This window comes from Gemmiger gallinarum, from assembly GCF_014982805.1.
Taxonomy (GTDB): Bacteria; Bacillota; Clostridia; order Oscillospirales; family Ruminococcaceae; genus Gemmiger; species Gemmiger gallinarum.
The window spans coordinates 299,859-312,629 of sequence record NZ_JADCKC010000001.1 but is presented as its reverse complement, the minus strand read 5'-3'; the positions used below and the strand labels follow the sequence as shown (position 1 = coordinate 312,629).

Sequence of the window (12,771 nt, the reverse complement as noted above, 5' to 3'; positions counted from 1 at the left end):
CGTAAGGAAATGCATAGCTGTCTGACCGGAATGGAAACAGCGTGTCGCAGTCAGTGAACACAAGCTCAGTTTTCGGATTCTGTCGCCTGCTCCTTTTTCTCGAAGGATATTTTCTGGACAAGATCAATCAGCCAGGATGAAACCGTAACCGTCACCACTGAAAAAACGATCTGCCGTAGCGGAATATAGCTTAGAGAAAGTGCCAGAACTGTAAGGTCGGTGACAAGGTATGATTTTGAGAGCCGCCACCCCGAAACCTTGGAGATCGCCAGGGCCAGCGCATCGTCACCGCCGCTGGAACCGCCCTGTCGGACGATGAGCCCCACGCCGATCCCCACAAAACAGCCGCCCAAAAGCGCTGCCGCCAGGGGCATTTCCGAGAGATCCGGCAGCATTGGCGGACGTTGTTCCCACAACCAGAAACACCCCGACACACTCAAAGTTGAAATTACCGAGATTTTGATAAACCGGGCACCCAGATATCGAAACGCCAGTGCATAGCAGGCAATGTCCAGAATCGGCGTAGCCTGTGAGGACGGAATGCCGAACCAGTGATTGACAAACAGCATCATTCCCAGCACGCCGCCTTCAGTGATGTCCACCTGCCGATGGATATTGTACAGCCCAAACGAGGTAATTGCCGCCCCCAAAAAAATCCAGAACAGTTTGCCCAGAGTTATTCCTGCCCATAACCGGTGCCATGCAGCATATAAAGTGCTGCAAAAATCATGTTTTGCCACAATATCAAGCTCCTCTCTTTCCTATTATCATAAACCTTGGTATAATACCAAGGTCAAGAGATGGTTGGAATGTATATCCGGGAAGGGAGCAACGGTATGCGGGACCGCTATAAAATTGGAGAAATTTCAAAATTATACGGTATTGGCAGCGATTCTCTGCGCTATTACGAAAAGATTGGAGCGCTGCATCCCCGCCGCGACGCCAACAACTATCGTCTGTACAGCCTGACGGATATTTACCGGCTCAGCATCATCCGCGACCTGCTGGGGCTGAACTTTTCCATGATGCAGATCAAGCAATACCTGGATGACCAGACACTGGACACCACCGATGAACTGCTGCGCTGTGAAGAAGCCGTTGTGGAAGAAAAGCTCCGCCATCTGACGGAACAGAAATCGATATTGCAAAAGCGCAGACAGGAGCTGGAGCGTGACCGGCTGATCCCTTCCGGCAGATTTGTTATTTGCTCCCTGCCGGAGCGTCGGTGTGTACAGCTGAATGAACACATCACCCGGGATGAGGAGATGGACTTTGTCATTAAAAAGCTGCACCGGAAATACGAGGACCAGCTCCGTTCCTTCGGTACACAGACCATCGGGGCCTGTTTTTCCATGCCGGATTGGGCCCGGGGAATCTCCAATGTCTATCAATCGGTCTTTTTCGTTCTGGACAATGCCGACACCGATTGCGATTTTGTTTTACCATCAGGAGATTATCTCACCTACGCGTATCGGGGCCCCTATGAACAAAACGGCCAGCGCCTGCATGAGGCACTGGCTTATCTCCGCGAAAACGGCTATTTCCTCCGCGGAAACCCTTTTGAAATCTACAAGATCGACAACCGGGATACTTCGCGGCCGGAAGAATTTTTGACAGAGATTCAAATCCCTGTTTCCGCCGCAAACAATGGGAACAGTCATCAATAATCTCCATTCCCACTTCATCTTTTCTTTTGGACTGTCAACCTGTATAATGGACTCATCCCTCAATCTCAGCGATCGCCTGCAGATTTCTTTTTCGGAGGAATGCCGATATGCCAATTGCCGTCCAACCATCAACTTTGGCGGGAGCCGCCTGCGGCCGCCGCTATGAAAAGGAACTTGAGACGCACTTTCGCGATTGCCTTTTGTTTTATATTGATGGTCGCATCCGATTTGAACGATATTGCTATGGAGAAGCTGCCTGTCTGGTCTTCAGCGTATGGGCCCGCGGCTTTGATTCGGACGGAAATATCCTGTGGATTCGGGAACCCGAATTCGAGACTGACCAGAAGGCAATTCCCCGTCGGCTGACTGACGTGCAGGAAAACGGCCAGGCCCTTCAGTTTGACAGTGCGCGCAAACGGTATGTGTACACTGAGGAGCTCACCTCTGACAAAGCCAACGGGTATGGGCGCATCAAGCTGTTTTTCCTCCGGCGCAGGCTGCGCCATGCAACTGTCGATAAATAAACCGGGATATCCTATCGTCGCCATCCCCCAGTACGGCTTCTTTCCGGAAATGTTCTGCGATTTGGAAAAGAAAAATCATTTTTTTCAATTTTTTTGTGTTTTGGTATTGACTTTTACCTGGTTCATATGGTATTATCACTAACGCAGCACGCCCCAGGCAAGAACAACCATGCGCGCCCGTAGCTCAGCTGGATAGAGCAACTGCCTTCTAAGCAGTGGGCCGGGGGTTCGAGTCCCTTCGGGCGCACCATTTCATGTGGTGCCTATAGCGTAGATGGCCTAACGCGCCAGATTGTGGCTCTGGAGATCGAGGGTTCGAATCCCTCTAGGCACCCCACCAAAGACCGTACAGTATTTTCAAAAAATGCTGCGCGGTCTTTTTACAATGGGCCGTCGCCAAGCGGTAAGGCAGAGGACTTTGACTCCTCCATCCGTCGGTTCAAATCCGGCCGGCCCAACCAAAACGCCCGAACCTTGAATGGTTCGGGCGTTTTTTATGTTTCTCTTTCCAGCCCCCTTTTCATGCCAACCGATGTGGCAAGTTTTTTCAATAGCGATACTGCCGGCGTTTGATTGCCAGAAACACTGCCGTGACCGCTACCGCCATTATCTCTGCAACTACAATGGAAAGCCATATGCCGTCCACCTTCCAGATCAGCGGAAGGAGCAGCACCGCTGCCACCTGCAGAACCAGCGTCCGCAGAAAAGAGATCAGCGCCGATGTCAGGCCATCGTTGAGGGCAGTAAAAAAGGAGGACCCGAAAATGGCAAAGCCGGAAAACAAAAAGGAAAAGGAATAAATGATGAAGGCCCGCAGGGTCATAGCCATTAACGCAGCATCATACCCCACAAAGAGAGTGGCAAGCTGTTTTGCAAAAAGCTCGGCTGCGGCAAACATTGCCACGGCAAAGCCTGAGACGATCACCATACTGCGTACCAGCAGACTGTGCAGTTCCCTTTCATTGCGCGCTCCATAGTGGTAACTGATGATGGGTGCACTCCCCACAGCATATCCCAAAAACGCCGCCTGAAAGATCATATTGACATACATCAGTACCCCGTATGCGGCAATTCCGTTTTCCCCCGCGTATCTCAGAAGCTGAATGTTGTAGAGCATTCCCACAAGAGACATGGAAATATTGGACATGAGCTCCGATGACCCGTTGGCGCAGATTTTGAGCATCGTTCTTTGCTCAAAGCCTGCCCTTTGCAGACGAAGCTTGCTTGTGTTCGGCCTGGCAAAGTAGATTAAGGGAAGCACGCCACCGACACACTGACTCAGTGCAGTAGCCGCAGCCGCTCCTACAACGCCCCAGGAAAATCCCGCCACAAACAATGCGTCCAGCGCCACATTTGTAAGCCCAGCAGCAACCGTAACATAAAGTCCCAGCTTGGGCTTTTCCGCCGTCACAAACAGGCACTGGAACTCATATTGAAGGACATATGCCGGGATGGCAAGCAGAATGATTCTGCCGTACACAATGCATTCCGAAAGCATTGTCCCCTCTGCCCCCAGCAATAGCGCCACCGGACGCAGCAAGATTTGTCCCAGTAGCGCAAACACCAGACCGCAGGCACAGGATACCCAGATCAGCATGGAAAAAATCCGGTTGGCCCTTTGTGTGTTTCCCTCTCCCATTGTCTTGGCAATCAGGGCACCTCCGCCCGTCCCGAACATAAAGCCAATGCATCCCAGCATCACAAGAAAGGGCATGATGAAGTTTACCGCAGCAAATGCAGTCTTGCCAACAAAATTAGATACAAAAAAGCCGTCTACCACCCCATAAATGGATGTAAACACCAACATCACAATGGAAGGCAATGTAAATCGAAAAAGACGTTTATAGGTAAAATGATCCGAAAGTCGAATATTTGTTTCCATAATCAGCAATAATCCTTCTGTTTTAGTCCTCAGAGCGCATCTGCTTTGGCCTTCAAATCAAGAAGAAATTTTTCCGTCAGCCCCAGGTATAGCTCAACATCATTCTTATCCCACGAGTGCATAATATCGTTTTCTATCTCGATTATACGCACAGCCGTTTTCTGCGAGTAGGCTTTTCCCTCTTCTGTCAGGCATACCGTTTTTGCCCGCTTATCCGCCGCCTCCAGATAAACAATCTGCTGCTGCTCCAGCTTTCTCAGTGCCGAATTTACTGTCTGCTTGCTTAACCCGCTTTCCTTGCAAATTGTGTGGATGGGGCATTTCCCTCCCGCATTGCAGATGGTATACAAAACCAGGCTTGCACTGTCAGACATTCCAAGTTTGTTTGAAATATCATGATAAACCGCCTGCAATTCCCCCAGCAGATGGTTGTATCGCTTCATGCTTTCGTTGGGTATATATTCCATAAACCGTATACCTCCAGAAAAAATGTCCGAAATCGCACATTTATATTAGTACGATTTCGGACATTCGTCAAGTGTACTTTCTCTACCTGAATGCTGTTTTGGGGCTTCTGCACACTTGCCAACTCCATATTCACGTCTTTTTCATGGTGATACCACGGCAAAAAGCATGGTATTGCAAAAAGAGCGTCAGAATCAACGTTCTGACACTCTTTTTCTTTGGAAAATGCCCCTGATTGTGATACAAGTGCCCCCTTTGGGCGTCAGGAGAGGGCACTTTGCGCAAAGGGTGGTCACTATGAATAACTGCTATTTGTTTTCCAACGGCAATATTTTATCTGCGCAATTCAATCACGCATATAGGTTTTCCCCACAAAAAACAATCCTCTTATTGTAGATTAAGCACGATATGGAAAGAATGTCAGACTGGCCATCCAGTGTTCCTGTTCATTCTAACACACCTACGTTACAATACAATTTCATATTTATAATCTTTCATGATTATATCTGTTCCCTTTTTCTTATATGTGCGCTCGCTGACAATTTTTCCGCCACATTTCTGGGCAACACGATTGGAAGCGGTATTTTCCTGATTCACATAAATCGTTACTTTCTCAGCTCCTTGACTACGAGCATAATCTATCATTCCCTGAGCAATTTCAGTTGCATATCCTTGACACCAAAAATTCTTATGTACGCAATAAGCAATATCGTATACTTTCTTGTCATCACTTATCATGAAACTACATGTCCCTACCCGCTCTAATGAATTCTTAAAAACAGGAATCAGATAACAACATTCCTCATCCTCGCCTAAGCATTCTAACATTTTCAAATATTCATCATCTATTTCTTCTTTTGCTTCATCTGGCAAATATTGTCCCATCTCCGGATTGTTCCAGATACTATATGCCCACAAAGCATCTTCTTTCGTGAATCCTCTTAATAAAAGTCTTGATGTTTCAATATCATTTATCTTCATAACACTCTCCGTCAAATTCAACTTTTCGCTGTTGCTTACTGACACTTCCACCTACCACGCTGATTGCTTTATCCGCACAAAAGCCAAAAAGCCAAAAAATCCACGGTTTGTGCATCCAAAATCCAAAAAATATTGTGACAAGGTAAAACTCTTTATTTTTATACTGTCTGTCCCTGACAAGCCCATTTTTCCACCCTTTGTCTGCTATCGTTTTTAATTTGGGGACAGATGGTATTTTTGGTTTTTTTGGATTTTTCAAAGAAAAAAGCCAGCACAAAACGTGCTGACTTTCTCTGTCTGTTATAACCAAACCGTAATGGCAAAGCCATTTTTGAAGAAATAGGGTTTGTTTATAACTCGTATGGCAAATGACCCTAATTGTGATACAAATGAACCCCCTTTGGGCGTCAGGGGGTTCACTTTGCGCCAAGGGGGTTCACCGATTCCTGAGGCCGGTGTTCTCCGAGCCGCGCACTTCCTCGTGATAAAAGTAATCCACGATGACCGGATGCCCCGGCTCTGCCCGGCCGTAGGGGAGTTCGTTGTCCACAAAGGGACAATCATATTCTCTCGCAAGGCGCTCTGCCCGCTCCTCCAACTCCCGGAAATAGCCCCTGTCTCCTCTGGTATAGATGGCGTTGTACAGCGGCATGAGGTCAGGGTATTTCTCCTGAATATAGGCCAGGATGTCTTTTTTGAAGCCGCCCCGCAAATTCAGATTTTCCAGCCACACCAGGTCGCACTGGTCTTTTACCCGGTGGAAGATGGCCTCGAAATCCGTGATACCGGGAAAAACCGGAGCGATAAAGCACACGGTGCGGATGCCTGCATCATAGACCTGCTTCATGGCGTCCAACCGCCGCTGGATGCTGACGGCATTGTCCATGTCATTTTTGAAACCCTCATCCAGCGTGTTAATCGACCAGGAAACAGTGACTTTTCCCATCTCTTTCAGCAAGTCGATGTCCCGCACCACCAAGTCGGATTTGGTACAGATCAGAATCTCCGCGCCGCTGCCTTTCAGCTGCTCCAACAGCCTGCGGGTATTGCCGAACTGCTCCTCCTGAGGCAGGTATCCATCCCATGCGCCCCCTTGACGAGCGCGGCGCATGGGCGGCGAAGTCCAAAAAGGAATATGACCTTGATGAAAACGGCGAGCGTATTCGCTTGCCAAGCGGCAAATACAAGGCCCGCAAAGTTGACCTGACCGGCTGGAACGACAAGGGCAACGCGCTTTTATGGCGCAAGGCATGGGCGGATATTTCAAACGCCTACCTTGAACGCGCCGGAAGCCCGGAGCGCATCGACCACCGCAGCAACGCCGAGCGCGGCATTGACGAGCTGCCCACCGTCCACATGGGCGTGGCGGCCTGTCAAATGGAGAAGAAAGGCATAGCCACCGAGAAAGGCGAGCTGAACCGGAATATCCAAAAAGCAAACCGCCTTATCCGGGAAATCCGGGCGCAGATTGGAAAGCTCAAAGAATGGATTGGCGAACTGTTCAAGGCGCGGGAAACCGCCCCGGAGCAGCCCCCGCAATCCCCCGGCCTTGCAAATCTGCTGATGAAGTATTTAAGCGTTCAGAGAGAAAAGAGCCGGAAGTATTCGCAGAGTTGGCAAAGGCAGCACACCGCCGACGAACTGAAAACCGTTGCAAAGGCGGTCAACTATCTTTCCGAGCATGGCATTTCCACCCTTGACGAGCTGGACGCTGCCCTTTCCTCTGTCAGCGACCAAGCCGACGCTATCCGGGAGGGCATGAAAACCGCCGAGAAGCGCATGAAAGAATTGCAAAAGCTGATTGAATACGGGAAGAACTACACCGAGTACAAGCCCATTCACGACGAGCTGAAAAAGCTGAAAAATGGCTGGACGAGCAAGCGCGACAAGTACGAGGAAGCCCACCGCGCCGAGCTTACGCTATGGAACGCAGCGAGCCGCTATCTCCATGCAAATCTGCCGAAAGGGACAAAGACCTTGCCTATCTCTGAATGGGAAAAAGAGTACGCCACTCTCAGCGGGCAGAGAACAGCGGAATATACCAAGCTGAAAGAAACCCGCGCCGAGGTTGCCGAGCTGCACAATATCCGCAAGTGTGTTGACATTGCGCTGAAAGCCGACCAGCCGGAGCAGACCCGCGCCAAGCGGCACGACTTAGAACGATGAAAGGAGTTGAGCTTTTTGTATTACACCCAAGAACAGATAGACCGGGCGAACCAAGCCGACCTTGTTTCTTTCCTGCAATCACAGGGCGAGCAGCTTACCCGCGCCGGGAATGAATACCGCTGGAAACGGCACGACAGCTTGACCGTCCGGGGAAACAAGTGGTACAGGCACAGCCAGAGCAAGGGCGGCGGCCCCGTTGATTTTGTTATGGAGTTTTTCGGCAAGAGCTTCACCGAAGCCGTAGAACTTCTCACAGGAGAAAAGGGAGCCGCACCGCCGCCGGACAGACCTTGCCCCGCGTCCCTATCCGACTTCCGGCTACCACCCCCAAACAGCGACAACCGAACAGCGAGGAACTACCTCACAACAGCCCGCCGCATTGATGAAGATGTGACGGGCTTTTTCTTTGCCCGCGGCGATATTTACGAGGACGCAGCCCACCACAACGCCGTATTTGTGGGGCGGGACGAGGACGGAATACCGCGCTACGCCCACAGCAAAGGAACGGCGGGAAACTTCCGGCTTGATGTGAAAGGCAGCGACAAAGCCTTTAACTTCTGTTACCGGGGCGAGGGCGAAAGATTGTTTGTCTTTGAAGCACCCATTGACCTGATCTCTTTCCTCTGCCTGTTCAAAAAGGAATGGCAGAAGCAAAGCTACCTGTCATTGGGCGGCGTGGGAGAAAAAGCCCTGCTCCGCTTTCTCTCTGACCGTCCGAACATCAAGACCGTTTACCTCTGCCTTGACAGCGATGAAGCCGGGAACGACGCTTGCAGCCGCCTTGTAAAGCTCATGCCGGAGGGCTATACCGTCCACCGGCTTATCCCTCTTTTCAAGGATTGGAACGAGGTATTGCAGCACCGGGCAGAAATCACAGACGGGAAGTATATCCGGGAAGCTGTTTACGGCTTGAAAGAGCCGCCGCAGGAAGAAACCGTCGAGATTATCCGCATGAGCGAGGTTGACACGCAGACCGTTGAATGGCTATGGGAGCCGTATATCCCGTTTGGGAAAGTAACCATTGTGCAAGGCAACCCCGGCGAGGGCAAGACCACCTTTGCCCTACGCCTTGCCGCCGCTTGTACCAACCGCAAGCCGTTCCCCCACATGGCAGCGCATGAGCCATTCAATGTGATTTACCAGACCGCCGAGGACGGTTTGGGCGACACCATCAAGCCCCGCCTTATGGAAGCCGAAGCAGACCTTGACCGTGTTCTTGTCATTGATGAGAGCAAGCAGGGGCTTTCCCTTTCCGACGAGCGCATAGAGAGAGCTATCCGGCAGACCGGGGCGCGGCTGATTATCCTTGACCCCATACAGGCGTACATGGGCGAAAAGACCGACATGAACAGGGCAAACGAGGTGCGCCCCATGTTCCGCCGCCTTGCCGATGTTGCCGAGCGTACCGGGTGCGCCGTTATCCTTATCGGACACTTGAATAAAGCCGCCGGAGGACAGAGCGCATACCGGGGCTTAGGTTCTATTGACTTCCGCGCCGCAGCAAGGAGCGTCCTGCTGATTGGGCGCGTGAAGCGGGAGCCAAATGTGCGCGTTATCGTCCATGACAAATCTTCCCTTGCGCCGGAGGGCAAGCCCGTTGCCTTTTGCCTTGACCCGGAAACGGGCTTTTCGTGGATAGGCGAGTATGACATTACCGCCGACGAGCTGCTATCCGGCGCGGGCGGCAACACGGCCACCAAGACCGAACAGGCGGAACGGCTGATACTTGACCTGCTTGCAGACGGGAAAGAGCTTGCCAGCGAGGAAATTGTAAAGGCCGCAGCCGAAGCCGGAATATCTGAAAGGACGGTGCAGAACGCCAAGCGCAACATGGGCGGTGTTTTGGATGCAAGGCGCGTCGGCGGTCAATGGTACAACTTCATCAAGAAGAAGCAGCCGCCCGAACCCGCAAGCTGAAAACGCAAAGTGCAGACCCCTTGCGCTTTGCACTTTCGCGCTTTCACTTTGATTGTGCGTCAATAACTCAAAATAGCACTTGACAAAACGCTTCATGGGGAAACGCCGAAGATATAAAGCCCTACATAGACCCGGATTTCCAAAACAACATCATTTTGACGCAGACGGAACGGCTTACCATGAACAGCCGCCCGAAGCAGCCGAAGTACGCGAGAAATAAGAACGTCGTCGTGATCGGCGGCAGCGGCAGCGGAAAAACAAGATTTTTTGTCAAACCTAATCTAATGCAGCTTCATTCCTCTTACGTCTTAACCGACCCGAAAGGTACGGTTTTGATTGAGTGCGGGAAGCTGCTGCAACGGGCGGGCTACCGCATTAAGGTACTGAATACGATTAACTTCAAAAAATCTATGCACTACAACCCCTTTGTGTATATCCGCAGCGAGAAAGATATTTTGAAGCTGGTAAATACGTTGATAGCGAATACCAAAGGTGAGGGAGAAAAAAGCGCGGAGGATTTTTGGGTAAAGGCAGAACGGCTTTTGTATTGCGCGTTGGTGGGCTACATCTGGTACGAAGCCCCCGCCGAGGAAATGAACTTTATTACCCTGTTGGAACTTATCAACGCCAGCGAAGCCCGCGAGGACGACGAGGAATATCAAAGCCCCGTCGATTTGCTGTTTGCCGACTTGGAAGAACGCGACCCCGACCATTTCGCGGTGAAGCAGTACCGAAAATATAAATTGGCGGCGGGAGATGTATGCTCTAAGTGACTTCTTAATCATGGTTTTTGTCATGGTTAGTGAAGCAGTCACTTAGAGCATTTTCATTTCAGGAGGTACAGCCATGAGAAACGAGAAAATCACCCCTCTGTATGAGCGTTTGAGCCGTGATGATGAGTTACAGGGCGAGAGCAATTCCATCTCCAATCAGAAAAAGATGTTAGAGGACTATGCCCGCCGGAATGGTCTGCCGAACCCCACCCACTTCACCGATGACGGCGTATCGGGAACCCGTTTTGACCGCCCCGGCTTTCTGGCGATGATGGAGGAAGTCGAGGCCGGACGGGTGGAGGCCATCGTCGTAAAAGATATGAGCCGCCTGGGGCGTGACTATCTGAAAGTCGGTCAGGTCATGGAGATTTTGCGGCAGCGCGGTGTCCGGCTGATCGCCATCAACGACGGTGTGGACAGTCTGAAAGGTGATGATGATTTTACGCCCTTCCGCAACATCATGAACGAGTTTTACGCCCGCGATACCAGCCGGAAAATCCGCTCCGTGTTCAAGTCCAAGGGCATGAGCGGCAAGCACCTGACCGGCACCGTTATTTACGGCTATCTGTGGGACGAAAAGCGGGAACACTGGCTTGTGGACGAAGAAGCCGCCGAAGTGGTACGCCGTATCTTTTCCCTGACGATGGAGGGCTATGGCCCCTATCAAATCTCCAAGCTGCTGTCCGAGGCAAAGGTTGAAATCCCCGCTGTCCATCTGGCTCGCTTTCACGAGGGCGTAAACAGGTCAAAGCCGGTCAAAGACCCCTACGGCTGGGGATCGTCCACCATCGTGAACATCCTGAAAAAGCGGGAATACCTGGGCCACACCATCAATTTCAAGACACGCAAGCACTTTAAGGACAAGAAAAGCCACTATGTTGACGAAAGCGAGTGGACGATTTTCGAGAACACCCATGAGGCCATCATCGACCAGGAAACCTTTGACAATGTGCAGCGCATCCGGGCGAATGTCCGGCGCTACCCGGACGGCTGGGGCGAGGCCCATCCCCTGACCGGCCTGATGTACTGCGCCGACTGCGGCGGCAAGATGTATGTTCACCGAACCTACAACGGAAAACGCGACCCGCAGTTTACTTGCAGCCAGTACACCAAAGTCCCATGCGGGACGCTCTGCGGCACACAGCACCGCATCCGGGCCGAGGCCGTCCTGACCCTGATAACCGATATGCTCCGGGCCATCGCGGAGTATTCCAAGAATGACCGGGCCGAGTTTATCCGCACTGTTCAGGAAACGCAGGCCGCCCAGCAGACCGCCGACATATCCAAAAAGCGGAAACGGCTGGCCGCCGCCCAAAAGCGGGCCGGGGAACTGGAAAAGCTGATTTGCAAAATCTATGAGGACAACGCCCTGGGAAAGCTGCCGGATGCCCGGTATGAAGCCCTGGACGCACAGTATGCCAAAGAGCAGGACACTCTCCATGCGGAAATCACGGAACTGGAAAAGGCCGTTACCGGCTATGAGCAGAGCCGGAAATCTGCGGAGAAGTTTATTGCCCTGATTGATAAGTACGAGAACTTCGACACGCTGACAAACACCATGCTCAACGAGTTTGTAGAGAAAATCCTTGTCCATGAACGCGCCCGGAAAGGCAGCCAGGACACCACGCAGGAGGTTGAAATCTACTTCAACTTTGTGGGCCGGTATATCCCGCCCGCCTTGCAGCCGGTTCCCCTGACCCCGGAGGAACAGGAAGAACTGCGGAAGAAGGAGGTACGCAAGGACAGGCTTCACCAGAACTACTTGCGCCGCAAGGCCAATGGCAAACAGAAGGAATGGGAAGAACGCTACAACGCCAAGCGCAAGGCCCAGGTGGAGTCAGCAAAGGCCGCGATCCGGGCCGAGGACATGGAAAAGGGCGTTTTTATCCCCGTCAGCCAGTTACCCAGGCAGGAGCCGCGCAAGGCCACCATATCGGCCAGCGCCGCAGTTTAATCATCACAGTGCAAAGGAGGACGAACATGAACGAATTGACTTACACCCGCTACGGGGATTACTACATCCCCGACCTGAAACTTTCCGAGCAGCCGGAGGCCCCCATCGGCAAGTATGGCCGTATGCGGCAACGCTATCTGAAGGAACACCGGCCTGGCCTTTACAGCAGCTTGATTTTGAGCGAAAAGCTGTACCCGCACCTGTTGGAGATTGACCGGGCAGCGCATGAACGAATGGACGCCATGCTGCCCCGCATGATGGCGGCGGCAGGCGTCACCGAGGAATTGAAAGCCCGTGACCCCATGCGCTGGGTGGGGCTGATGAACACGCTGAAAGCGCAGGTGGAGGAAATTATTCAAGACGAACTGATTTACAATTAGTTTTTAGGCAGAGGCTTTGGTCTCTGCCTAATTTTATAATCATTTCGACACATTTCCTGCCT

General features: G+C 51.7%; 11 protein-coding genes, 3 tRNA genes and 2 pseudogenes. 10 read left to right on the top strand and 6 right to left on the bottom strand.

Going from position 1 to position 12,771, the window contains the following annotated elements; all coding sequences use genetic code 11:
- Positions 1-65: 65 nt before the first annotated feature.
- Positions 66-740 (bottom strand): YitT family protein, encoded by a 675-nt coding sequence (locus INF35_RS01535; protein WP_193499788.1) that lies wholly within the window; start codon positions 738-740, stop codon positions 66-68.
- A gap of 69 nt (positions 741-809) precedes the next feature.
- Here INF35_RS01535 and INF35_RS01530 point away from each other — a divergent pair, with 69 nt between their 5' ends.
- The 5 genes from INF35_RS01530 (at position 810) to INF35_RS01510 (ending at position 2,652) form a co-directional block, all read left to right on the top strand.
- Positions 810-1,667, top strand: coding sequence for a MerR family transcriptional regulator (locus tag INF35_RS01530; protein WP_235983077.1), 858 nt, complete (start codon positions 810-812; stop codon positions 1,665-1,667).
- A 107-nt stretch (positions 1,668-1,774) separates the two neighbouring features.
- On the top strand, positions 1,775-2,191 hold the full coding sequence (locus INF35_RS01525) for a hypothetical protein (protein ID WP_193499787.1): 417 nt from the start codon (positions 1,775-1,777) through the stop codon (positions 2,189-2,191).
- A 173-nt stretch (positions 2,192-2,364) separates the two neighbouring features.
- Positions 2,365-2,441, top strand: a tRNA-Arg gene (locus tag INF35_RS01520).
- A gap of 9 nt (positions 2,442-2,450) precedes the next feature.
- Positions 2,451-2,528, top strand: a tRNA-His gene (locus tag INF35_RS01515).
- Positions 2,529-2,577: 49 nt separating this feature from the next.
- Positions 2,578-2,652: transfer RNA gene (locus tag INF35_RS01510), tRNA-Gln, on the top strand.
- Positions 2,653-2,738: 86 nt separating this feature from the next.
- On the opposite strand, the gene INF35_RS01505 is transcribed toward INF35_RS01510, so the two are convergent.
- From INF35_RS01505 to INF35_RS01485, 5 genes and pseudogenes are all read right to left on the bottom strand, one after another.
- Positions 2,739-4,073, bottom strand: a complete 1,335-nt coding sequence (locus tag INF35_RS01505; protein WP_193499786.1) for an MATE family efflux transporter — start codon at positions 4,071-4,073, stop codon at positions 2,739-2,741.
- A gap of 29 nt (positions 4,074-4,102) precedes the next feature.
- The gene (locus INF35_RS01500; protein ID WP_193499785.1) at positions 4,103-4,540 is read right to left on the bottom strand and encodes a MarR family winged helix-turn-helix transcriptional regulator; all 438 of its coding nucleotides are present in this window, start codon (positions 4,538-4,540) and stop codon (positions 4,103-4,105) included.
- A 463-nt stretch (positions 4,541-5,003) separates the two neighbouring features.
- Positions 5,004-5,519, bottom strand: a complete 516-nt coding sequence (locus INF35_RS01495) for a GNAT family N-acetyltransferase (RefSeq protein WP_193499784.1) — start codon at positions 5,517-5,519, stop codon at positions 5,004-5,006.
- Positions 5,506-5,949, bottom strand: a complete 444-nt coding sequence (locus tag INF35_RS01490; RefSeq protein ID WP_193499783.1) for a hypothetical protein — start codon at positions 5,947-5,949, stop codon at positions 5,506-5,508. Before INF35_RS01490 ends, INF35_RS01495 begins: the two co-directional genes overlap by 14 nt.
- Positions 5,950-5,955: 6 nt before the next feature.
- Positions 5,956-6,612: pseudogene (locus INF35_RS01485) on the bottom strand (radical SAM protein); the annotation flags it as partial.
- On the opposite strand from INF35_RS01485, the gene INF35_RS01480 reads away from it, so the two are divergent.
- The 5 genes and pseudogenes from INF35_RS01480 (at position 6,603) to INF35_RS01460 (ending at position 12,709) form a co-directional block, all read left to right on the top strand.
- Positions 6,603-7,685: a MobA/MobL family protein gene (locus tag INF35_RS01480; protein WP_235983076.1), complete on the top strand. Its 1,083-nt coding sequence runs from the start codon at positions 6,603-6,605 to the stop codon at positions 7,683-7,685. The pseudogene INF35_RS01485 and the gene INF35_RS01480 sit on opposite strands and share 10 nt — an antisense overlap.
- 15 nt (positions 7,686-7,700) lie before the next feature.
- On the top strand, positions 7,701-9,602 hold the full coding sequence (locus INF35_RS01475; protein ID WP_035393622.1) for an AAA family ATPase: 1,902 nt from the start codon (positions 7,701-7,703) through the stop codon (positions 9,600-9,602).
- Between the two features lie 86 nt (positions 9,603-9,688).
- A pseudogene (locus INF35_RS01470) lies at positions 9,689-10,357 on the top strand (type IV secretory system conjugative DNA transfer family protein); the annotation flags it as partial.
- 91 nt (positions 10,358-10,448) lie between these two features.
- Positions 10,449-12,329 carry a recombinase family protein gene (locus tag INF35_RS01465; RefSeq protein WP_193499782.1) on the top strand — a complete coding sequence of 627 codons (1,881 nt, stop codon included), beginning with the start codon at positions 10,449-10,451 and terminating at the stop codon, positions 12,327-12,329.
- A 26-nt stretch (positions 12,330-12,355) separates the two neighbouring features.
- Positions 12,356-12,709 (top strand): TnpV protein, encoded by a 354-nt coding sequence (locus INF35_RS01460; RefSeq protein ID WP_087235993.1) that lies wholly within the window; start codon positions 12,356-12,358, stop codon positions 12,707-12,709.
- Positions 12,710-12,771 lie beyond the last annotated feature (62 nt).

Coding starts and splice junctions, on each gene's coding strand:
- INF35_RS01530 (WP_235983077.1), top strand. CDS start 810: ATGTATATCCGGGAAGGGAGCAACGGTATGCGGGACCGCTATAAAATT.
- INF35_RS01525 (WP_193499787.1), top strand. CDS start 1,775: ATGCCAATTGCCGTCCAACCATCAACTTTGGCGGGAGCCGCCTGCGGC.
- INF35_RS01505 (WP_193499786.1), bottom strand. CDS start 4,073: ATGGAAACAAATATTCGACTTTCGGATCATTTTACCTATAAACGTCTT.
- INF35_RS01500 (WP_193499785.1), bottom strand. CDS start 4,540: ATGGAATATATACCCAACGAAAGCATGAAGCGATACAACCATCTGCTG.
- INF35_RS01495 (WP_193499784.1), bottom strand. CDS start 5,519: ATGAAGATAAATGATATTGAAACATCAAGACTTTTATTAAGAGGATTC.
- INF35_RS01480 (WP_235983076.1), top strand. CDS start 6,603: ATGCGCCCCCTTGACGAGCGCGGCGCATGGGCGGCGAAGTCCAAAAAG.
- INF35_RS01465 (WP_193499782.1), top strand. CDS start 10,449: ATGAGAAACGAGAAAATCACCCCTCTGTATGAGCGTTTGAGCCGTGAT.
- INF35_RS01460 (WP_087235993.1), top strand. CDS start 12,356: ATGAACGAATTGACTTACACCCGCTACGGGGATTACTACATCCCCGAC.